Origin of the sequence: Erwinia sp. CGal63, assembly GCF_037026505.1 — a bacterium.
GTDB lineage: Bacteria > Pseudomonadota > Gammaproteobacteria > Enterobacterales > Enterobacteriaceae > Erwinia.
Map to the genome: position 1 here is coordinate 263,637 of NZ_JAKUMN010000002.1, position 21,837 is coordinate 285,473.

General features: G+C 55.1%; 21 protein-coding genes. 8 read left to right on the plus strand and 13 right to left on the minus strand.

All coding sequences use genetic code 11. From position 1 onward, the window contains the following. Window positions 1-2: 2 nt before the first annotated feature. The 5 genes from pqqB to MKZ79_RS10000 all read right to left on the minus strand — a co-directional run bounded on the left by pqqB (window position 3) and on the right by MKZ79_RS10000 (window position 3,641). Entirely contained in the window at window positions 3-914 is a 912-nt protein-coding gene (gene pqqB, locus MKZ79_RS09980; protein ID WP_336141654.1) for a pyrroloquinoline quinone biosynthesis protein PqqB, read from the minus strand. A gap of 51 nt (window positions 915-965) precedes the next feature. After that, a complete protein-coding gene (gene pqqA / locus MKZ79_RS09985) occupies window positions 966-1,037 on the minus strand; it encodes a pyrroloquinoline quinone precursor peptide PqqA (RefSeq protein WP_071789594.1) in 72 nt (23 codons plus the stop codon). 163 nt (window positions 1,038-1,200) lie between these two features. Further along, window positions 1,201-2,241: a dipeptidase gene (locus tag MKZ79_RS09990; RefSeq protein ID WP_336141655.1), complete on the minus strand. Its 1,041-nt coding sequence runs from the start codon at window positions 2,239-2,241 to the stop codon at window positions 1,201-1,203. Between the two features lie 199 nt (window positions 2,242-2,440). Further along, window positions 2,441-3,229, minus strand: coding sequence for an alpha/beta fold hydrolase (locus MKZ79_RS09995; RefSeq protein ID WP_336141656.1), 789 nt, complete (start codon window positions 3,227-3,229; stop codon window positions 2,441-2,443). 151 nt (window positions 3,230-3,380) lie between these two features. Further along, window positions 3,381-3,641: a hypothetical protein gene (locus tag MKZ79_RS10000; protein ID WP_336141657.1), complete on the minus strand. Its 261-nt coding sequence runs from the start codon at window positions 3,639-3,641 to the stop codon at window positions 3,381-3,383. A 371-nt stretch (window positions 3,642-4,012) separates the two neighbouring features. Here MKZ79_RS10000 and MKZ79_RS10005 point away from each other — a divergent pair, with 371 nt between their 5' ends. Together MKZ79_RS10005 and MKZ79_RS10010 are read left to right on the plus strand one after the other, a co-directional pair. Beyond that, the gene (locus MKZ79_RS10005) at window positions 4,013-4,951 is read left to right on the plus strand and encodes an extracellular solute-binding protein (RefSeq protein WP_336141658.1); all 939 of its coding nucleotides are present in this window, start codon (window positions 4,013-4,015) and stop codon (window positions 4,949-4,951) included. 1 nt (window position 4,952) lies between these two features. Further along, window positions 4,953-5,702: a molybdate ABC transporter permease subunit gene (locus MKZ79_RS10010; protein ID WP_336141659.1), complete on the plus strand. Its 750-nt coding sequence runs from the start codon at window positions 4,953-4,955 to the stop codon at window positions 5,700-5,702. On the opposite strand, the gene MKZ79_RS10015 is transcribed toward MKZ79_RS10010, so the two are convergent. Beyond that, a complete protein-coding gene (locus tag MKZ79_RS10015; RefSeq protein ID WP_336141660.1) occupies window positions 5,693-6,658 on the minus strand; it encodes an AraC family transcriptional regulator in 966 nt (321 codons plus the stop codon). The genes MKZ79_RS10010 and MKZ79_RS10015 overlap by 10 nt on opposite strands. A gap of 107 nt (window positions 6,659-6,765) precedes the next feature. Between MKZ79_RS10015 and MKZ79_RS10020 the strand changes: the two genes are divergently transcribed. Further along, window positions 6,766-7,941: an MFS transporter gene (locus MKZ79_RS10020; RefSeq protein WP_336141662.1), complete on the plus strand. Its 1,176-nt coding sequence runs from the start codon at window positions 6,766-6,768 to the stop codon at window positions 7,939-7,941. Window positions 7,942-7,970: 29 nt separating this feature from the next. Here MKZ79_RS10020 and MKZ79_RS10025 read toward each other — a convergent pair whose 3' ends face one another. From MKZ79_RS10025 to mrdA, 5 genes are all read right to left on the minus strand, one after another. After that, a complete protein-coding gene (locus MKZ79_RS10025) occupies window positions 7,971-8,435 on the minus strand; it encodes a DUF943 family protein (protein ID WP_336141663.1) in 465 nt (154 codons plus the stop codon). Beyond that, complete coding sequence (locus tag MKZ79_RS10030; protein WP_336141664.1) at window positions 8,419-9,267, minus strand: DUF3289 family protein; 849 nt, start codon at window positions 9,265-9,267, stop codon at window positions 8,419-8,421. The genes MKZ79_RS10025 and MKZ79_RS10030 overlap by 17 nt, the downstream gene beginning before the upstream one ends. Window positions 9,268-9,424: 157 nt before the next feature. Further along, on the minus strand, window positions 9,425-10,642 hold the full coding sequence (locus MKZ79_RS10035; RefSeq protein WP_336141665.1) for an MFS transporter: 1,218 nt from the start codon (window positions 10,640-10,642) through the stop codon (window positions 9,425-9,427). Between the two features lie 192 nt (window positions 10,643-10,834). Continuing rightward, window positions 10,835-11,125: a SelT/SelW/SelH family protein gene (locus MKZ79_RS10040; RefSeq protein ID WP_442897144.1), complete on the minus strand. Its 291-nt coding sequence runs from the start codon at window positions 11,123-11,125 to the stop codon at window positions 10,835-10,837. 104 nt (window positions 11,126-11,229) lie between these two features. Continuing rightward, entirely contained in the window at window positions 11,230-13,125 is a 1,896-nt protein-coding gene (gene mrdA, locus MKZ79_RS10045) for a penicillin-binding protein 2 (protein ID WP_336141666.1), read from the minus strand. Between the two features lie 673 nt (window positions 13,126-13,798). On the opposite strand from mrdA, the gene MKZ79_RS10050 reads away from it, so the two are divergent. From MKZ79_RS10050 to MKZ79_RS10070, 5 genes are all read left to right on the plus strand, one after another. Further along, a complete protein-coding gene (locus MKZ79_RS10050) occupies window positions 13,799-14,365 on the plus strand; it encodes a fimbrial protein (RefSeq protein WP_336141668.1) in 567 nt (188 codons plus the stop codon). A 57-nt stretch (window positions 14,366-14,422) separates the two neighbouring features. Next, window positions 14,423-15,115, plus strand: coding sequence for a fimbrial biogenesis chaperone (locus tag MKZ79_RS10055; RefSeq protein WP_336141670.1), 693 nt, complete (start codon window positions 14,423-14,425; stop codon window positions 15,113-15,115). Between the two features lie 15 nt (window positions 15,116-15,130). Further along, window positions 15,131-17,686 carry a fimbria/pilus outer membrane usher protein gene (locus MKZ79_RS10060; protein ID WP_336141671.1) on the plus strand — a complete coding sequence of 852 codons (2,556 nt, stop codon included), beginning with the start codon at window positions 15,131-15,133 and terminating at the stop codon, window positions 17,684-17,686. A 290-nt stretch (window positions 17,687-17,976) separates the two neighbouring features. Next, entirely contained in the window at window positions 17,977-18,690 is a 714-nt protein-coding gene (locus MKZ79_RS10065) for a fimbrial protein (protein ID WP_336141672.1), read from the plus strand. Between the two features lie 159 nt (window positions 18,691-18,849). Next, the gene (locus tag MKZ79_RS10070) at window positions 18,850-19,950 is read left to right on the plus strand and encodes an NADH:flavin oxidoreductase/NADH oxidase (protein ID WP_336141673.1); all 1,101 of its coding nucleotides are present in this window, start codon (window positions 18,850-18,852) and stop codon (window positions 19,948-19,950) included. 39 nt (window positions 19,951-19,989) lie between these two features. Here MKZ79_RS10070 and MKZ79_RS10075 read toward each other — a convergent pair whose 3' ends face one another. Next, on the minus strand, window positions 19,990-20,631 hold the full coding sequence (locus tag MKZ79_RS10075) for a helix-turn-helix domain-containing protein (protein ID WP_336141676.1): 642 nt from the start codon (window positions 20,629-20,631) through the stop codon (window positions 19,990-19,992). Window positions 20,632-20,682: 51 nt separating this feature from the next. Beyond that, complete coding sequence (locus tag MKZ79_RS10080; RefSeq protein ID WP_336141677.1) at window positions 20,683-21,834, minus strand: fimbrial protein; 1,152 nt, start codon at window positions 21,832-21,834, stop codon at window positions 20,683-20,685. Window positions 21,835-21,837: the final 3 nt, after the last annotated feature.

The window sequence follows — 21,837 nt, forward strand, 5'->3', positions numbered from 1 at the left end:
TCTCACAAATCGATCCGCATACCGTCCCAGCTGACTTCAATGCCGTGCTGCGCCAGCGCCTGACGTTCGGGCGACTCTTCGTCCAGAATGGGATTGGTATTATTGATATGAATAAGGATTTTGCGCTCGGCGGGCAGCGAAGCCAGCAGCGCGATCAGCCCCTGCTCCTCGGCCAGCGCCAGATGGCCCATATCCTTGCCGGTGTTGCGGCCTACGCCGGTATTGGCCAGCTCATTATCCTGCCATAGCGTGCCGTCAATCAGCAGACAGTCCGCTTTCCGCAACCAGCCCAATAGCTCGCTGTCCGGTTCGCCCAGGCCGGGCGCATACATCAGCGTTTTACCGCTGCGGGTATCTTCGATAAACAGCGCGACATTGTGGCCGGGCAGCGGTCTGCCGCGATACTGCGAGTAGGGCGGTGCGTTGCTGAGCAGCGGAATAGCGGTGAATCTCAGCGCCGGGCAGACCGCCACAGAGAAAGGTTCGCCGGGCTGAATGGCGTGGTGCTGCAGGCCGCCGTTCCAGTGTGACAGCATGGTAAAGAGCGGAAAGCCGGTGGTCAGGTCGTCGTGCACTTCCGGCGTGCACCAGACCTGATGCGGGCAGCCTTCGCGCAGGCTCAGCAAACCGGTGGTATGGTCAATCTGGCTGTCGGTCAGAATAATCGAGCCGATAGCGGTACCGCGCAGCACGTCTTTTTTATGCAGCGCGGGCGTGGCGGCGATCTGCTGCGCGATATCCGGCGAGGCGTTGCACAGCACAAAGTCGATACCGTCGTCGCTAAGGGCGATGGAAGATTGGGTGCGCGGCGAGGTTTTTACCGTGCCGTCGCGCACGCCCTGACAGTTTCGGCAGTTGCAGTTCCACTGGGGAAAACCGCCGCCGGCCGCAGAGCCAAGAACGTTAATTTGCATGTGTAGACCAGAAAAAAAGAGGAAATGCCCACGTGACGTGGGCATAGGGGCTTAGCGGTTGGAGATGTACAGCGTCACTTCCAGGCCTAAGCGTAAATCAACAAATGTTGGTTTAGTCCACATAGCGGAGCTCCTTATGGTGTTAGAAAAATCTGCCCGTTAAGTTCGGCAGGTAATCGGCTTATTGTCAAATCTCGACTTTTTGGCGGCGCAAATGTTGCACCTCTGTCAAAGCGATATCAACCCTGTAAGCCGCAGGGATTAGCAGCAAAACGAAAGCGCGCCTTTACGCTCCCCAGGTTTTCTTCAGCACCCGCAGCCAGTTGCGTCGGCAAATCTTATCGATCAGCTCAGACGAATAGCCCGCCTGAGCCATTGCCGCCGTGAGTTTTGGCAGGCCAGCGACATCGCCCAGTTCGTCGGGCACGCTGATGCCGTCAAAGTCGGAACCCAGGCCAACGCGATCTTCGCCAAGCTTTTCCAGCAGCGCGTCCAGATGACGCACCATCTGCGTCAGCGGCGTATCGCTATCCCGCTTGCCGTCGGCGCGCAGAAAGGCGTTGCCGAAGTTTACGCCGACAAAACCGTCGCTCTGCGCGATCGCTTCCAGCTGGTCAGCGGTGAGGTTGCGCGGCTGCGGGCAAATCGCGTGGACATTGGAATGGGTGGCGACCAGCGGCGCGTCGCTGGTTTCCGCTACCTGCCAGAATGATTTCTCATTCATATGCGACAGGTCGATCAGCAGTTTTTTCCGGTTGCACAGGCGCAGCAGATTAATGCCGACCGACGTCAGGCCTTCGCCACTGTCCGGCGAGCCGGGAAAGCCGCCGGTGACGCCGACGCCGAAGCGGTTCTGTAGATTCCACAGCGGCCCGATGCTGCGCAACCCGGCTGCGATCCAGCCGTCAAGCTGGCTACACTCCTCGTCCAGCGCTTCCGCGCCCTCGATATGCAGCACCATCGCCAGCACGCCCCGATCGATGCAGTGCTCGATCTCGCCTGCGGTACGGCAGATCTGCGCCAGGCCATTGGAGCGATCGGCAATCTGCTGCAGCAGAGCGATCTGCGCTTCGGTAATCGCCAGCGGATCGTGATCTTCTTCCCGGTATGTCGCTTTACTCTGCTTCATATGCTGCGCAGGCGGCACGAATACGGCAAACAGTCCGCCCGCGAAGCCGCCCTGACGAATGCGCGCCATATCCAGATGACCGCTCATTTCGCCGTGCAGGAACTCAACGACAGGATCGCCTTTTTCCTGCATCCACAGGCGCAGTAAAAGATCGTTATGGCCGTCAAAAACGGGTTGAAGGGGAGCAGTCATCGGCATTGTTATGAATCAGCAGGTTCATTGTTAAATAAATGATACCCTAAACGGCGATGCCGGATCCGCTGAAAAATGCGGTTGGCGCGCGCGGGCGCACGGCGAAGCAGGGTAAAAATGTAAGCAATCGCTGGCGAGGTAAGATGATGTGTCCGCTTTTGCGGCGGTAAGGGAAGCAGGCCGCCGACAGCGGCGCCCCCTGCGGTTAAAGCACGCCGCGCAAGAAGGCCAGCAGCTCGCGGTTGACGAAGTCCGGATTTTCCAGCGTGCTGATATGGCCGGCGCCGGGCACGGTAAGATGACGACACTGCAGCAAATCCGCCATTAGTTTCCCTTCGCTGACCGGACGCGGCTTGTCATTTTCGCCGGTTATCACCAGCGCGGGACAGCGGATATCTTTTAACACCGCGAGCCTGTCGCTGCGGCCGAAGATCATTTTACCCAACGGCACGATACTTTCGCGCAGCCGCTCCGCCGTCAGCGCGCGCATCTGCGTTTTCAGCTCTTCGAGCCGCGCCGCGTCCACCTCGTCGGAATAGAACTGGGCCGCAGCATAGTCGATAACCGGTGCCGGGATTGCGCCGAGCTGCGCCGCGCTATCCAGCATGGAAAAGTACTGCTGCTTTTGCGCCTCCGGCTCTGCGCCGGTAAACGTGTCCATCAAGACCAGCGCTTTCACCCGGTCGGGCGCCTGGCTCGCCAGCTCCGCGCCCCACATCCCACCGACGGAAAGCCCGACCAGCGCAAACTCTTGATAGCCCAGCTCGTTCATCAACTGCAGATGATCGTGCGCCAGATCGGCCAGCGTCATCGAACCGACAGGCAGCGCAGGCGACGCGCCGTGTCCCCACAGATCGGGTGCGACAACGGTAAAATGCGCGGAAAGCGCGGCCACCTGCGGCGCCCACATCGTGCGATCGAAAAAGTAGCTGTGTCCAAGCAGAACAGGAAAACCTGCGCCGGTCACTGAATAAGAGAGCTTATTGCTATGCATGGTCAGTCTCCGTGTTAAATAGTTATCTTAGGTTGATCATTATTAGCCTGTCTTTTTTCGCGCTTGCTTTGTCGTTATTTTATTAAAACGAACGATAATAAATCAGGGCGGTGATAACATCGCCCTGGATGCTTTACCCTGGTGTGGGCCGTTAACCCTCGATATGATAACCGCTGCCGTCAAAGAACCAGCGAGTTACTTTTCCTTCCGAGGTGTTAAAATAACCGGCATCGCCTGCGACATTATTGCCCCAGCTCGGTTTCACCTCTTCCGTTGCGGTTCTCAGGCCAATCATCGCGATCGTGCCCAAAGAGTAGTTGTCCGCCAACATCGCTTTGATCGTATCAAGGTTCAGCTTTTCTGTTCCGGCTCCGCCAATGGAAAAGCATTCAAAAGATGATAAAATACGCATAACCTTTCTCCATTTTATAGTATGCATTGCGCCACGAGGACAGGTTGATCCTGTTTCTTTCGCTAATAAAGTCGCTTTAACAAAACGTGGCAGGAGAATTATAATTTTATAAAGAAGAAAGTATATTAATTTAATTGGTGGCTTTTGAATGGATATGAATAGATCAATTTTATTTTTTTTAAATTTATTTCATATTTTCCCTTAGTGAACGGACAACAGGCCGTGGCGCTGCCATAAAACAGGAAAGCTTATTTTTCGCACATGCGTTGCGCGTCGGACATTGTTATGCTGATGTTTAGGCTATGTTGATTGACTGCTTGCCAAAAAAGCCTATCGTAATATGACTATTTATATAACGGATACTGCTTAAGATGCCTGTTGTTAACCGTTTCTTTTCTGCTCGCCTGGCGGGCGCTTTACTGCTGCTGGCCGGGCACGCCGCCGTCGCCCACGCGGCCGATGATTTTCGTGTCACCTATGCCGGATCGATGGGCGTAGTGATGGACAAAGCGCTTGGCCCGGCCTTCGCCAAAGCGCAGCAGGTTAACTATCAGGGACAGGGCCAGGGCGCTTATGGCATGGCGAATCTGCTGGCGTCCAAAAAAGTGGTGGCGGACGTTTTTGTCTCCATTACGCCAGGCCCAATCGAGGTGCTGCAAAAAGCCGGGCTGGTGGACAAAGCACTGCCGGTCGCCAGCACCAGCATGGTGATCGCTTACAACCCAAAAGGGAAGTACGCTCAGGTCTTTGACGCTATTCGGGAAGGTAAAGCGGACGCGCAGCCGTGGTGGAAAGTGCTGCAGACGCCGTCGCTGCGTTTTGGCCGCACCGATCCCGTTACCGATCCGCAGGGACAAAACATTATCTTTACTATGATGCTCGCCGGACGCTACTACCAGCAGCCGACGCTGAGTAAAAACGTGCTGGGCGAAACGCAGAATCCACAGCAGGTGTTTGCCGAAGGCGGGCTGCTCTCCCGACTAGAAGCGGGCCAGGTGGATGCGGCTTCCGGCTATGAGAGCGCGACCCGTTCCGCCGGTTTGCCTTTTATCACGCTGCCTGACGAAATCAACCTGAGCAATCCCACTCTGAACGACTCATGGTATAGCAAGGTCAGCTTCACCATTGTCGACGCCAAAGGCCAGCAAAAAACGCTGCACCCGCAGCCGCTGGTGTTTTATGCCGCCGTACTGAAAAACGCGCCGCATCCTGAACTGGCGCAAAAGTTTGTGCAGTTTATGCAGAGCGAACAGGGACAGCAGCTCTTTAAGCAGAACGGTTACGGCCAGCCGAAAGGCGGCGCGATTTAATTTGCGCTCGTTCTGGCTCGGGATACCCGCAGTCGCGCTGCTGATAATCCCCTTTGTTACGCTGGCGCTGATTACGCCCTGGGGCGACTTTCATCTGGCTTACGGCGACGGTCAGGCGATCGGCGTTTCGCTGCTGATGAGCGCCGTCGCGCTGCCTTTGATCGTGCTGGCCGGTATACCGCTGGCATTCTGGCTGGCGCGCAGCCGCTCGCGCTGGCGTAGACCGGTGGAGATCGCCGTGCTTGTTCCGCTGCTGACGCCGCCGCTGGCGTTGGGGATTTTGCTTATCTCCGCTTACGGGCCATACGGCTCAATCGGCGAGGCGCTGGCGAAAGTGGGGCTGGCGCTGAACAACAATTCCGGGGCTTTTGTGCTGGCGCAGATCTACGCGGGATTACCCTGGTTTGTGCTGACGGCGCGCTCCGCTTTTGAAGCGGTACCGCGCGACATCGAAGAGGTCGGAGAAACGCTGGGCGCGTCCGCCTGGCAGGTTTTCTGGCGGCTGACGCTGCCGCAGGCTTCCCGCGGGCTGGCGGCGGCGCTCGCGCTCGCCTGGGTCAGGATAGTCGGCGAATTCGGCATCGTGCTGGTGTTCAGCTACTTTCCGCAGGGCATTCCGGTCAAACTCTTTATCAACCTGCAAAACGATGGCGTCGAGTCCGTTTACACGCTGCTGTGGGCGCTGCTGGCCGCCACGCTGCCTCTGCCGCTGTGGTTGGCCGTACGGGCGCGGACGAAGGATCAGGCCTGAATCGCGGCGCGGCGACTCTCTTCCGATCGTAACGCGCCTGGCGTGGTGCCGGTAGTACGTTTAAAAGCGCGACTAAAGGCGGCCAGCGAGCCATAGCCGAGTCGCCAGGCGACGCTTTCGATGCTTTCGCCATCGCGACCGATCCACTGCGCGGCCAGCTGCATACGCAGGCTGGTCAGATAGCGCACCGGCGTCATGCCGGTCACTGCCAGAAAGCGTTCGGCGAACACCGAGCGCGAGCTGCCCATCTCCGCCGCCAGCTGCGCCACCGTCCAGTTTTTACCGGGGTCGCGATGTAGCGCTACCAGCGCCTTGCCTAATTTAGGATCGCGCAGCGCCTCCAGCCAGCCGCCCGCCGCGCCGCAGCCCGACTCTACCCAGCCGCGCACGATCAAGGCCGCCACCACGTCCGCCAGCCGTGCCAGAATGCCCGCGTAGCCCGCTCTTTTCCCCAACGATTCCCGCTCCATCGCCTCCAGCATCGGCTGTACTTCGGGATATTTGTGGATCAGCGTATCCGCCAGCAGCACTTCCGGCATGGAGCCGATGAGCATCTGCATGCCGCCGAGATCGAACTCCATGCAGCCGCTGAAAATCAGCGCGGTTTCTGCCGCTGGCACCTGTTCGCAATCTTTAATACAGCAGACATTGCCGCAGACCGGCGTGGTGTTAAAAGCGCGGATATCCTTGCAGGCGACATCCGGCGAAGAGAGCAGCACATGATCGCTGCCGTGCGGCAACAGCAGCGCATCGCCCGTGTTGAGCGTGCGCAGCTGGCCATTTTGCGTTCGCAGCAGCACCGGCCCGCGGCTGACAAAGTGAAACTGCGCGCGTCCTGCCGCTTTGACAAAGCCTACGCCGAACGGCGCGGCCAGTTCAATACGCCGATACTGCAGCCCCAGCAGGCGCATACCGTACAGTAGCTCGCTGGTGAGATCGTGACCTTCTGAAGACATTGCGCTGCTCTCCGGACGAATAATCAATAATCACGGATTTTACATCATAGATTATCCGGCACCAGCCTTTTAACCTTATCGTATCGAACTTTTAAAGAGACTCATTTATGACAACATCCATCAAGCCGCAGTGGGGCGCGGTTTTCTCTATGGCGCTGGGCGTTTTCGGCCTGGTGACCGCAGAGTTTCTGCCCGCCAGCCTGCTGACGCCGATGGCGGCGAGCTTAAACGTCACGGAAGGCATGACCGGCCAGGCCGTCACCATCACGGCGATATTCGCGCTGTTAACCAGCTTTTTTAGCGCTTCTCTGACCAGCAAACTGGATCGCCGCGGCGTGATGCTGATTTTTTCCGTGATGCTGATCGTCTCTAATCTGCTGGCGGCTTTTGCGCCGAACCTGACCTTTATCCTGGCGGGACGCGTGATCCTGGGCATCGCCATCGGCGGCTTCTGGACGCTGGCGGCGGCCACCGCGATGCGGCTGGTGCCGGAAGCGATGGTGCCGCGCGCGCTCTCCATCGTCTTCAGCGGCGTTTCGGTCGCCACTATCGTCGCCGCGCCGATGGGCAGCTATTTCGGCCATCTGATCGGCTGGCGCAACGTCTTTGTCGCCGCCGCGGCGATCGGCGTGCTGGCGCTGAGCTGGCAGCTGGCAGCCTTGCCGAAAATGCCACCGAATCCGCTCAGTAAAAATAGCTCGATCCTGACATTGATTAAGCGTCCGGGTATGCAGACCGCGCTGCTGGCGATAATTCTGGTCTTCTCCGGCCACTTCGCCTTCTTTACCTACCTGCGGCCTTTCCTGGAGAGCGTCACCGGCGTGGACGTCAACGGCCTCTCCGCGATCCTGCTGGGCTTTGGCGTGGCGAACTTTGCCGGCACGCTGCTGGCTGGCCTGCTGCTGGAGCGTAATTTGCACCTGACGCTGATCGGGATGCCGCTGGCGATGGGACTGATGGGCGTGGCGCTGGTTGCCTCAGGTTCCGCGCCGATGCTGGATGCGCTGCTGGTGGCGCTGTGGGGAATGGCGTTCGGCGCCGTGCCTGTCGCCTGGTCAACCTGGATCACCCGCACCATGCCGGAAGAGGCGGAAAGCGGCGGCGGCCTGCTGGTGGCGGCGATCCAGCTGGCGATCACCATAGGTGCGGCGGCTGGCGGCATGATCTTTAACGTCACCGGCGCGAAAGGCGTATTTATGGGCAGCGCGATGGCGCTGCTGCTGGCGACGCTGACGATTATGCTGGCGCTGCGGGTAAAAACGCCTGCGACCGACCGCATATAGACAAGGAGCCGGGCGCAATGCCCGGCTTTTTAATCACGCGGGACTTCAACTATTTCGCCGTTATCTTTTAATAAATATCTGCCATCAAAAACAATAAAATAGGTTTTTTTACTGTTGTAATGACGAACAGCGAAAACAGCCTCTTTTTCAATACAGTTTTTCTCCCTCTGCATATCATCAAAACAGAGCCTGTCATACTTTCCCCGCTCTTTATAGCCTTCACCGAATAGCCAAAAAGTGATGGTATAGCCTCCATAAGATGCCGGTTTTGGAATATGATAGCTGGCTTTCAGTCTCTCTTTGTTTTCTAGCCACCACGTTATTTTTCCACGATCGGTAACGGGAAAGCTTTTTACCAGTACATCGCTGAAGTGGTCTCTTTGATGCACGGCGACAATCTCAACGGGACGCCATGAAAGCCAGAGCAGATAGCCCAGAGCAACGGCTGCAACTAGCGTAAGTGCCTGAATAAATGTTTTATTTTTTACCGCCATTCTTGTTTCCGCTAATCTCTATGGTGGCTTCCATATTGGTCAGAAACGGCCTGAAGCCGAACTTGTTATATCTTTGCAGAACAAACCAGATACGGAAAAAGCGAAATAAATTGAACTTCGTTTTTAATATGTCTGCCTCATCCAGGCCAAAATGGTCCTGACATTTATAATGTATCAGTGCACGATAGCAGTCGTGTTCGATATGCAGGGATTTTAGAGTAATTTGCGTTGCCCAAATATCGTGAACGGTAATGCCCATTCCGTTAACATTATCCTGAAGTCGACAAAATTTAGGCACTCTGCCATCAAGGATAGCCTTGGTTATGTCCATTTTATTCTGTGCTGGATAGCTCGATTTTTCCCACAGCATATTTTCCGTCAATGTGTCTTTTATTGCTAACAGACTACTGTCATCTGTTTTATCCTCCACTATCTGTCTCTTCAGCGCGCTATTCAGCAACGGATGGTAAAACGGCTGGCCGTCGCCATACTGGAAATGGGTAATCATCTCGCTAATCAGAGGGCGGTAAGGACCGTACCAGGCGAAGCCTCGTGATAAATGACGAAGTTCATCAAATAAAATAGCGGCGCAGCGCTCACGGGGAATTTTTTCGCCTTCACCGCGTGAGCCATAAAACATCGACTGCGGCTGGTTAAAGGCGGTAACTTTCGCCAGCGTCCAGGGATTGGCTCTGGCGGAGACATCCACCAGATGAAACTGCGTTTTCAGTTGGGGTTCGGTGAGATCGCCGCAGCGCATATCGCTGGCGCCATAATCATCCATGCGGTTCTGACTGCGGAAAAGCGTGCAGGGCAACTGTAATGTCGACATCGTTTCGCATCCTTGCGTATTTTATCAGCGGTTAATACTACGCCAATCCTACGTTCGCCGACATCTGCCGCTGAAAATTTAAGAATTAGCTGGCCCGTGGTTCCGCTGTCCAGGAGCGACGCCTCTGTTTTGTCCACAACAGGCGTTGTCCTGTGCTTTAGATCAGATCGGTAGAGCCCAACGCGCCGTTTTTACGATCGGCCGCCTCTTTCAGCAGGGCGAGAGCAAAAATCGCCATGCCCAGCAGCGGCAGGATCGCGCCATAGCTGGCGGTCTGCGTCATCGGATAACCTTGCTGCACCACCCAGGCGCCCAGAAACGCGCCCAGCGCGTTAGCAATATTAAAGGCGGAGTGATTCAGCGTGGCGGCCAGCGTCTGCGCTTTTCCGGCCACCTGCATCAGCCGAACCTGCAGCGGTGCGCAGAGCGCGAGATTGGTGCCGATCAGGAAAGCGCCCAGCATCAGGCCGCTGGCAGAGGAGACCATTAGCGGGAACAGCGACAGTACCAGCACGCTCCAGATCAGAATGCAGAAAATCGACAGCATGATTTTGCCGTCGGCCAGTCTGCCGCCCGCCAGGTTGCCCAGCACCATGCCCAGACCGAACATAAACAGTACCGCCGGCAGCCAGAGCGTGGAGAGGTGAGCGGCCAGCGTCAGGATCGGCGTGATATAGCTGATGACCGCGAACATGCCGCCGAAACCGATCGCCGCGATGCCGAGCGTCAGCCAGATGCGGATATTGGCCAGGCCGCGGATCTCCTTTAGCGGCGAGCTTTGCGTCTCTTCGCGCTGCTGCGGATAGAGTTTATAAATCAGCAGCGCATCGGCCAGCGACAGCAGCGAAACGCAGGCGAAAGCCCAGCGCCAGTCCAGATGCTCGCCGAGCAGCGTCGCCGCCGGATTGCCCAGTAGCGAGGCCAGCGTCAGTCCCAGCATCACCTTGCCGACCGCCTGGCCGCGACGGCTCTCTTCCACCAGCGAAGCGGCGGCCAGCGCCGCCACGCCCAGGAAAGCGCCGTGCGGCAGACCGCTGAGGAAACGGGAAAGCATCAGCGCGTGCGCGTTGCCCGCCAGCATACTGCTGACGTTGCCGCATAAAAACAGCGTAATAAAAATCATCAGCTGATGCTTGCGGCTCAGCTTTGCAGTGCTCAGCGAAAAGAGCGGCGCGCCGATCACGACGCCCAGCGCGTAATAGCTGATAAAACGGCTGCCTGCCGCCAGGCTGACATGCATGGCGTCGCTGACCTGCGGCAGCAGGCCCATAATAACGAATTCGCTCAGGCCGATGGCGAAGGCGCCCAGCGCCAGGGCAAACAGCAGCGGGCCAACGGCAGGGGCCGCGGGAGAATCAGGGCTTAGAGTAGTCATAAAAAATCTTATGGTGAACAGACAGGAAAACCTGTACGCAGGGCGTAGCAGGAGCGCGATGGCAGGGCAGGTAAGCATTATTGTTATAGCCGAACGGCGACACGCCTTCGGAAGGCGCAGAGTGTAGCGCGTAGCGGGAAGCGGAAACAAGAGTGACTCGGCGGCGCGACGACAAAGCGACCGCCGCGCCGGTTACTCAGGGCGAGTTGTTCGATCGAGATGCCCCAAATCCCGTTCGGGGAAACAGTAGTTACGCACCCGCTGTTTCAGCTCTTTTACCTCGGGAAAGCCGCCGTCCGCTTTGCGATCCCACAGCAGATGGCCGTCGACGGTAATCTGATAGATGCCGCCGGTGCCCGGCACCAGCGTCACGGAAGCCAGGTCGGCACCGAAGGTGTGCAGCAGTTCCTGCGCCATCCAGCCTGCACGCAGCAGCCAGTTGCATTGGGAACAGTAGTGGATAGTAATGGCAGGTGCTTTCACCGCAAGACTCCAACAGAAAAGGGCGATCATCTTCTGGCGTGCGGCTGTTTCTGTCAAGCTCGCGCCGGCCGCCGCCGCGAGTCTCGTGCTCCTGGATCATCGGACTACTGCGCGTTCAGGTTGCTTTGCGGATCGGCAGTCGGCGCCATCGGCGCGACGTCCGGCGGCAGGAAAATATGGTCGAGAATATTTCTTACCAGCGGCGCCGCCGTCACGCCGTTGATGCCGCCGTTTTCCAGAATCAGCGCTATCGCCACTTTGGGCTTATCGAAAGGCGCAAAAGCGGTATAGAAGATATGATCGCGCAGGCGGATCGGGATCATTTTCGCGTTATAGGTCTGATTCTGCTTGAGGCCGAACACCTGCGAAGTACCGCTTTTTGCCGCGATGCCGTAAGGCGCGGTATGGAAATATTTGTAGCCGGTGCCGTTAGGGGCGTTCGCCATGCCAAACATCGCGCGACGAACAATTCCCCAATAGGGCGAACTGGCATCGCCGACCTGCTGTGCGGGCAGCGTCGGCTGCCAGCGCTTCACGTTCGCGCCCTGTTTCTCCTCATACATCAAATGAGGCTGAATAACGTGGCCATTGTTGATCAGCGTCGCCATCGCCTTGACCATCTGGATCGGTGTGGCAATCCAGTAGCCCTGGCCGATGCCGACGGAAACCGTATCGCCCTGATACCAGCCTTTCTTGTGCACTTTTTGCTTCCATTCGCGGCTGGGCAACAGGCCGTTGTACTCCTCGTTCAGGTCGATGCCGGTGGATTTGCCGTAGCCGAACTGGCTCAGCATGGTATGGATGCGGTCGATGCCCATCATAAACGCGACCTGATAGAAGAACGTATCCGCCGACTCTTCGATGGCGCGGGTGACGTCCAGCATACCGTGACCCGATTTTTTCCAGTCGCGATATTTGCGCTGGGTTCCCGGCAGCGTCCAGGTCGGCGCGCCGTAAAAGGTTGTCTGCGGCGTAATTACGTGGGTCAGCAGCGCCGACATCGCCATATAAGGCTTCACGGTGGAGGCGGGCGGATAAAGTCCCTGGGTCACGCGGTTGATCAGCGGCAAATTTTTGTCGGCCAGCAGCGCTTTATAAGCTTTGTAGCCGATCCCTTTTACGAAAGGGTTGGGATCGTAGCTGGGGCTGGAAACCATCGCCAGCACCTCGCCATTTTTTGGGTTCTCAATGATCACCGCCGCCCGCTGACCGACCAGCTGCGACTCCACATACTGCTGCAGAGGCAGATCGAGCGTCAGATAAATATTTTTTCCGGCAATGGGCGGCACCTCTTTCAGCACGCGGATCACCCGACCATGATTATCTACTTCCACTTCCTGATAGCCGGTTTTGCCGTGCAGCACCGATTCGTAATAGCCTTCAATACCCTGTTTGCCGATATTATGGTCGGCAGCATAGTTCTCGCCAAGACCGGCTTTATCGAGCCTTTTATAGTCGCTGTCATTGATTTTGGAGACGTAGCCCACCACATGCGCCAGATCCGCGCCATAAGGGTATTGCCGATCCTGATAGCTATTGATCTCGACGCCGGTAAATTTGAACTGGTTAACGGAAAAACGCGCGATCTCTTCTGCCGTGAGCTCGGTTTTCAGCACCACCGGCTTATAGCGGCTGGCACTGTGCAGCGTGTGGTTAAAGGTTTCGATATCCTCCGCCGTCAGATCGACCAGCGGCGCCAGTTCCGCCAGTAACGCCTTCATGTCTTTGATTTTATAAGGCAGGATCTCGATATCGTACCAGGTAACGTTTTTCACCAGCGGCGTGCCGTTGCGATCGAAAATGATCCCGCGCGTCGGTGCGACAGGGATCATCTTGATATCATTCTCGTTGGATCGCGTCTGATAGTACTGGTTTTGCTTGATCTGCAGATGCCAGAGATTGATGCCCAGGATGACAAAACCGGCCACGACTATCCCGAAAGCCACCAGTGCCCTGCGTACAAACAGTTTCTCTTCTTCTGCAAAATCTTTGAATTTCATTACCGGACAATCGCATCGCTTCTCATTATCGCGCTCCATGATAGAGATTACGTCGCAAATCACGACCTTTAAGATGCGTCTCTGGCGGTTAAAGTGTGACATTTATTGAAGTTGTAACAAAAAAAGCGAGTGATTTTTGGTCATTTTGCGGACGTTAAAAAAGCAGACTCAATATTTTTGGAAACAATTATTGTTTCAGGACAGAAGGGCAGTCGTCGTAAAACTTAATAGAGATTAAACGATGATAAATAATTCCCCCTGAAATGTTAATTTTTTATAGATGAGAGTTTTTATTGTTATTTTATTTATCATAATTAACTTTGATGAAAGGAAAAATAAAGAAAATAAATCACAAACTTTATCGTTTTTTTATTAGGAAAAAAGAAAGATAGTGTTACTTGATAGGTTTTAGCAATTAATTATCCCGGCATTTACATTTATTAACCTTTTGCTTTTTTTTCGTCCTGAAGGACAATACCACTTCACTGACCTGAATGTTGTCAGAAATACCTTAAAAACGCAGAGCAAGCTATACCAGCATGTTAATAACATTTTAATAACTAAAGGGAACGTAACCAGAGAATAGCCTTTTTACTATCGCGATTTCATAACAAAGTTTTCCTGATTTCTAAAGGAATAGTTTTATTTTTAACCTCACCTACAGGGCGTATATATGTTGAAAAAAAATTTACTGGCGTTGGCGCTTATTTCTGTTGGCATTGGCAGTGTTGGTCTGGCTCAGGCCGATGACGGCGTGATCCATTTTACCGGCACTATTTCAGCGGCGGCCTGTTCCGTTTCCAGCGTCGCCGGATCGGGCACCACCTACGGTACGGTAGATTTAGGCCATGTAAGCAGCAAAACGCTTAACGCCGCAGGAAAAAGCTCGGCCGCCACGCCTTTCGCTATTGAACTGACGGATTGTGCAGTGTCCGCTGCGCCCGGCATCACTTTTAAAGGCGCTGGCGTAACTACTCAGAACTACACCAACCTGTTCGCCACTTCGGTAGCGGGCGTGGGCATTCGTCTTGAAGACGCCGGCAAGACAGGCACTTTTTACTCGCCTAACGTGAGCGGCGCCAACTCCGGCCTGGACGCGCTGGGCGCGGATGTCAACGGCGCCTCCGGCCGCTTTAACGCCTATCTGGTCGCCTATACCACCCCTACTGAGGGCGGCGCTGCGCCCACTGGTGATATCGATACCGACATCACCTTCGTTATTGATTACAGCAATTCGTAGTCGCCCGTGATTTACGCCCCTTACCTGACAAGGGGCGAAGCTATCTGGAGAAGTAAAATGCGAACGTTCGGTTCCGCTATGCTGGCTACCGCGCTGGTTTTGGCGTATCAGCCCGTCAGTCACGCCAATGGTTTGGCCCTGGGCGCTACGCGACTCATTTATTCGCAGGGAAAAAAAGAGGCCAGCGTCCCGATTAATAATTCTGGTGAAAGCGTGCCTTACCTTATTCAGGCGTGGGTAACGGACTTTGAACAAAAAGAGGACAACGTGCCTTTTATTACCACGCCGCCGTTATTTAAGCTGGATCGTCAGGGCAGCAGCACGGTCAGAGTGGTTTATACCGGCGTTAATTCACTGCCGGCTGACAGAGAAAGTCTCTTCCTGCTGAATGTGCGGGCGGTTCCCGCCGTTTCTAAAGAGGCCTCGCCAAACCGCTTAACTATCGCCACGCAAAATATTATCAAACTTATTTATCGGCCAACGGGACTAAACGCAAAAAGCGCTGGTGAAGCCTGGCGACAGCTTAAAGTCACGCCGGGCGTCGGCGTCGTTAATTTCACGAATCCTGGGCCCTATGTGGTGACGCTAACGCGGATGAAAGTCAACGGTCAGGCGCTGGAAAGGCCGGGTACGCTGAAGCCTTTCGCTTCCCGGACGATTAAAGCGCCGGTTGAAAAAATACGCGATGTCACTTTCAGCACTATTAATGATTTTGGCGGCATAACGCCAGAGCGAAAAGAACAGTTCTGATAGCAGGTTGAGGTTATGGTCGTAAAAGGTTTTTTGTACAGAGGCATATCCGATCGACCTCGTCCGACGCCATTTGTTTTTAGCCTTATCGCCTGTACGCTGGCTACAAGCCTGTTTCCCGCACGTGCGGAACTCTATTTTAATGTAGACGCTTTACATCTTAGCGAAGAACAAAAATCCCGGCTGGATTTGGCGCTGCTTTCCCGTCTGACTAACCAGCCGCCGGGCCGTTATCGCGTGCAGCTTAGCGTGAATCAACGCAACATTGGTGAGGAAACGCTGGATTTTATTCCCTGCGGCGAAGCGCTTTGCCCGGAAATCCCTGTCACTCTGCTAAAAGAGCTGGGAATTAAAATTGACGCGTTCCCGGCGCTGCAAAAGCTGCCTGAAGAGGCGATACTGACCGATATCGCCGCTTATATTCCTCAGGCGACCGTGGAGTTTCATTTCGATCGTCGTCAGCTGAATTTCACTCTTCCCCAGGCGGCGCTGGATAAACAGGTGCAGGGCTATATTCCGCCGGAAAAGTGGCAGGAAGGCGTCCCTATGCTTTTTACTTCCTATAACCTGTCCGGCTCGGAAGTGAAAAGCCGTCATGGCGCGGCGGGCGGGCAGTTCAGCTCGCAATACCTCAATTTGCGCAGCGGCGCAAACCTCGGCCCCTGGCGGCTGCGCAATTACAGCTACTACAGCAGAACCGGTTCCGGCACTTCAAGCTGGAGAAGCCTGCAAAGCTGGCTGGAGCGAGATATTCGTACGCTGCGCGCGCGCCTGGTGGTCGGCGAAACGGCCAGTCCCGGGCTGGTTTTCGACAGTTTCAGCTTTCGCGGGCTGGCCTTGACTTCGCAGGACGAGATGCTGCCTTTCAGCCAGCGGGGCTACGCGCCGATCATTCGCGGCGTCGCGATGACCAACGCCACGGTGGAGGTCAGGCAAAACGGCAATCTGCTTTACCAGACATTTGTGCCGCCTGGCGACTTCGTTATTAACGATCTTTACGCCACCGGCACTTCCGGCGATCTGGAAATCACCATTCGCGAGGAAGACGGCTCGGTGCGGAAAAGCCTTCAGCCCTTTGCCACGCCGCTGGTTTCCCTGCGCCAGGGCAGAGTGAACTATTCGGTGACCGCGGGCGAGTATGGCAACCCTGCCGGCACCGTTGGTGCGGTACAGCAACGGTTTATGCAAATGGAGGCCATTTACGGGTTGCTGAACAACACTTCTGTTTATGGCGGCCTGATAGTGGCAGAGGATTATCAGTCGATGATGACGGGTATCGGCCAGGGGCTCGGCGTCATGGGCGCGATCTCGCTGGACGTTACCCACGCCGTCACTCGTTTTGGCAACGGCGACAGCAGCGAAGGCCAGTCGTGGCGGCTGCGCTATAGCAAACAGATTGAGACGACCGACACCACGATGACGCTGGCGGGCTATCGTTTCGATACCGACGGCTACTACACTTTCGATGAAGCCAACAACTACTACGCCTTTCCCGGCCAGGCGTTGCGCAACTCGCTAAAAAACAGGGCGCAGCTGACGCTAAGCCAGAATATTGGCGGACTTGGCGCCGTCGCGCTATCGGCTTCGCAGCAGGCTTACTGGCACCATAACGGCGCTAAAATACGCTCAGTGACCAGCAGCTGGAGCAAAAATTTCGACGGCGTGACGGTCAACCTCAGCCAGAGTATGAATAAAAGCTGGCGTACCGGGAAAACCGATAATGTCGTTTCGGCCAGTTTCTCCATCCCACTGGGTAAGTGGCTGACGCCGCAGTCCGCCAGCGCGCTCTATATGAACAATCGTCTCTCCTGGTCCCGGGCTGCCGGTAACAGCCAGACCACCACGCTCTCCGGCACGGCGCCGCAAAGCCATAACCTCTCCTGGTCTGCCGCGCAGGCGCGCAGCCAGCGCGGCGGCAGAGTAAATGAGAGTACGGCCCTGTCTGCCAGTTTGCAGGGCGCCAGCTCCACCGTCAGCCTCGGCTATACCAACTATTATGGGCAGAATCAGCGCGTTAACTGGGCCGCTCGGGGCGCTGTAGTGGCTCATCCTTATGGCGTCACGCTCTCGCAGCCTTTACTGGAAGGAAGCGGCTATGCGCTGGTGCGCGCGCCGGGCGCGAGTAATGTCGGCATCACTAACCGTAGCGGCACGGCCACGGACAGCAGAGGCTACGCTATCGTCCCTTCCCTGGCGGCCTATCAGGAAAATGAAATCGCGCTTGATACCTCTACGCTGAGCGACGAAATCGACTTAGTCAATCCGGTACAAAAAAGCGTGCCGACGCGGGAAGCGCTGGTGGTAATGGATTATCAAACCCGGATTGGCTACCGAACATTTCTTAAAATTACCTATAACGGCAGGCCGCTGCCGCTCGGCGCCGTGGTCAGCGTTGGCGAAATCAGCGGTATTGCGGATGAAAAAGGGCAGGTGTATTTGACCGGCGTACCGGAAAAAAGCGATCTGCTGGTTTCCCTGCCGGGCAATCAACAATGCAAAACAGCGTTTAATCTGCATAACGGTGTGGCGCATAACGGTATTATTATGGCGGAGCTGACGTGCAAAAATTAACTATTATTTTTATCGCGGTACTGGGACTTTTTCTGGCGCCGTGGGGAGCGAAAGCGGAAAGCGTTTGTACCTCGGACAGATCGACTTATGACGTTGACCTGCAAACCGTTTTCGTGCCGCCAGGCGCGCAGGTAGGCGATATCCTTAAAATTGTCAGCAATACGGTTAATATAACCTGCGGCAATGAGGTTCGTAACCAGCAAATATCAAGAGTCAGTCATCCAAACTGGATCCGGACAGGCAGAACAGCGCAGGTTGATGGTATAAGCTGCGCTATTCTGGATACTGATATGGGGTTGAGTGAATTAGGATTGGGAATTGTCTGGACAAATTTTAACTCTTCTGCAGGAACCTGGGGCTGCATGTCAAACTATTTTCCCGGCATGAACGCTAATGGTACCAGGCGGGGATTAAAACGTAATGGCACAGCCGTCATCACAGATAATTTTTATATCATAAAAACAAGTAGTGATATTGATTACGGGAAAGTTGGCCAGATAGAACAATCGATATATCTCTCTGAAGGCGATCCAGATAACACTATCATGGGCGATCTCTACAGCATTTACTTTCATGGCGATATAGAGTTAAGCAAAGGCGGTTGCTCGGTGGAAACGCATAAGGCTGTCGATATGGGAAACGTTTCAACCAAAACTTTCAAAGGCGTGGGCAGCGTCGGAGCGGAGATGCCTTTTACGATTACGCTCTCTGAATGTGAAGGCGACGCCGTCAACGTGCTGCTGGATCTGGAACCTACTTACGGTTATGCGGATAAAAACAACGGCGTTATCGCGCTAAGCGATGAAGAAGGCGCGGCTTCCGGCGTAGGCATACAGCTGCTGTTAAATGGCCAAAAAATCAACGGCAATGCGGAACACCTGACCTGGCCGTTCCAGAAAGGCGTCACCACCATTCCCTTTAGCGCGCGTTACTATCAGGTCGCCGATAGCGTACAGCCCGGCGCGGCTAATTCTACCCTGGTCTTTTATACCTGGTATGAATAATCGAAGTAAAACACGGCTGCGGGTAAACATCCGTAGCCGCATTTGTTCATCGCCAGCATCAACCGCTTATCTCTAAAGCCGCTATCGAGGCAATAATTTCCTGACAGCATCTTTGCGGCCGGACGTGAACCGGCAGTTTTACTCAATCAAGAGGTTTTTATGTCAGGACTATTTTCCCCCTTTACGTTAAAAGACGTGACGCTACGTAACCGTATCGCCGTGCCGCCTATGTGCCAGTACAGCGCTGAAGAGGGCTTGAGCAATGAATGGCATCGCGTGCACTACGCCAGCCTGGCGCGCGGCGGTGCCGGACTGGTGATTGTTGAAGCGACGGCGGTAGCGCCGGAAGGGCGCATCACGCCCGGCTGCCTGGGCATCTGGAATGACGAGCAGGCCGAGAAGCTGGCAATTATCGCGCGCGACATCAAAGCCGCCGGCGCGGTACCGGGCATTCAGATTGCCCACGCGGGCCGTAAAGCCAGCGCCAACCGTCCATGGGAAGGCGACGATCATATTGCCAAAACCGACCCGCGCGGCTGGGAAACGCTGTCGCCATCCGCTACCGCTTTTGGTGCTAATCTGCCTCAGGTGCCGCACGAAATGACGCTGGAAGAGATCGCTCGCGTCCGCAACGATTTTGCCGTGGCGGCGCAGCGCGCACGCGATGCCGGTTTTGAGTGGCTGGAACTGCATTTCGCTCATGGCTACCTGGCGCAAAGCTTTTTCTCCGTGCACGCCAACCAGCGTCAGGACGAGTATGGCGGCAGCCTGGAAGGACGCAGCCGCTTCCTGCTGGAAACGCTGGCCGCCGTACGCGAGGTTTGGCCGCAAAATCTGCCGCTGACGGCGCGTTTCGGCGTGATTGAATATGACGGTCGGGACGAGGAGACGCTGGAAGAAGCGATCACGCTGACGAAAAAATTCCGCGAAGGCGGCCTCGATCTGCTGAGCGTCAGCATCGGTTTCTCCACGCCGGAGTCGAATATTCCCTGGGGCCCGGCTTTCCTGGCGCCGATCGCCGAGCGGGTGCGTCGCGAAGCGGCTATTCCGGTGGCCTCCGCCTGGGGAATTGACGCGCCGGCGATCGCCAACGAAACCATCGAGAACGGCCAGCTGGATCTGGTTATGGTCGGCAAGGCGCACCTGGCAAATCCTAACTGGTCCTATCAGGCCGCGCGCGCACTGAAAAAAGAGCAGCCGTCGTGGGTATTGCCGGCGCCTTACGCGCACTGGCTTGAGCGCTATCGCGTAAGCGAATAACCCGGAGCAGGAGGTCTGCGGCCTCCTGCCTGTTTTTTCTTACTGCAAACGGGAACAGGGCGGCGAAGCGCTCCTCCATGACGGCGCGTTGCGCGCCCCCTGATAGCGGCTGTTAAAGCCGGAATAGAGATTAAGGATCTCTTTATAACAAACCAGCGCCATATCGTTCATATGCACCATTCCCAGTTTGCGCACGGCGTTCTGCTTGTGCGAGCTGATGGTTTTAACGGAAATGTTTAGCTTGCGCGAAATAAATATTGCGGAATTTCCGGAGGCAAGCTCCTTCAGAATAAGCGTTTCCTTTCTTGATAGCTGGTTATAGTGCAATGCTTCATCACTGGGTGTCGCTTTTAATAACGGAATATATTTCTTAAAAGCACTTTTCTTGGAAATAAGCCAGTAAGGGTGAAAGCCTTTATGCTCGTTTTGCAACGGCAGGTCGACAATAAATACGATATTAATGCCGAAATAGTCAATGTTTTTTGCCATGCCGAGTTTGGTATGGCAGTTGGTGAAATTGACGTCGATAATTACAGTGTCTTCTTTTGTCAGGTCGCCGGGTTGAAATTCATTCAGCCAGCTTTCATAGCTGAATCCTCTCATTTCGATACCGTTTGCGGCCAGGAAATATTTCAATCCGGCCACAAAATAGATATCGTCAGAAATAACATATATGCACATAATTCCCTCTTTATTTTGTCCCTGTTACGCCTGAAAAATACTTCTCCTTTTTCAGTAGTAGCTGATGGTAAAGGTAACGGTCGCATCTGCTTTCCCTGCGGTAACGGCCGAGTCAGTTTGGATATAGCGAGCGATAAGCGGCATCGACTGCGTGGTCGCCGTATCGCTTTGCATCACGTAATTTTTACTGTTGCTGAAATCAACCAGGGGAGGCGAAGTATCGGAAGTGGTGCCATAAGCCATCTGAATGCCGATGCCTGTGGCGCTGTCGCTGCCTGTTTTCAGCCCAAGGATACCGTTCGCACTGTCGATAATTGAGGTGTTCGGTGACAGCACCAGGTTTAAGACATTGTTGGTAAAGGTGCCGAGAGCGCTGCTGCCGTCGTTGGACGTCCAGGTATTACGACTGTCGTTCAGCGTGCCATAGAAGCGTGGACAGTTGATCAGTTTGATAGTGGCGTCTTTCCATTCGGTGGTTTTACCCGTGCCGGTAAAATAGCGGCCGACGTCATAGCTTCCCATCGGCACGATAACATCCGGCGTCTGGCAGGTTTGCGACACGATATTAAGCGCGCCGGAAAAGCTCAGGCTACCCAGGTTTATTGGCGTAATGCTTTGCGCCTTAAAGTCATATTTCACCGTAGGCAGCTGCGCGCCGCTGAGGGTGCCCGGACTAATAGTGCCGGTCTTGATTAAGACGACATCAAATTCAAAACCGCCTTGCGCCCGCCATAAAGTGCCGGAAGTGCTGTACTCCTTCTGCCAGGCCTGATAGTCGAAAGGGACCGTGTAACGAGCCGGTTTATCATAGGTGTAAATGGCAATACCTACTCCAGGGATGCCTGTTTCATAGACTTTTCCTACGGAAAATGTACCGTCCGACCAGTTGGAAACGGGATTAGGGTTATTGCTGTAATACCAGCTGATAGTCGGTTGATAAGAGATCGTATTGTCTTCGCAGGAAATTTGCGTCTCGCGAGAAGGCTTAAAATATTGACGATAGATGATGGTGCCGTTGCTGACGTCAGGCCCTACGGTAATGTTGCCGCCCTGCAACGGCATAGTGAAATTCATGACGCCCAGGTTTGGCATCAGTTTACAGCTAAAGGCAAAGCTCTGCTGGCTCCAGAAAAAAGTGCCGGCCATTAAGGTCAATAACGTAGCGGCATAGCCGCGCTGTTTAATCAGGTTTAAAATTTTCATTTA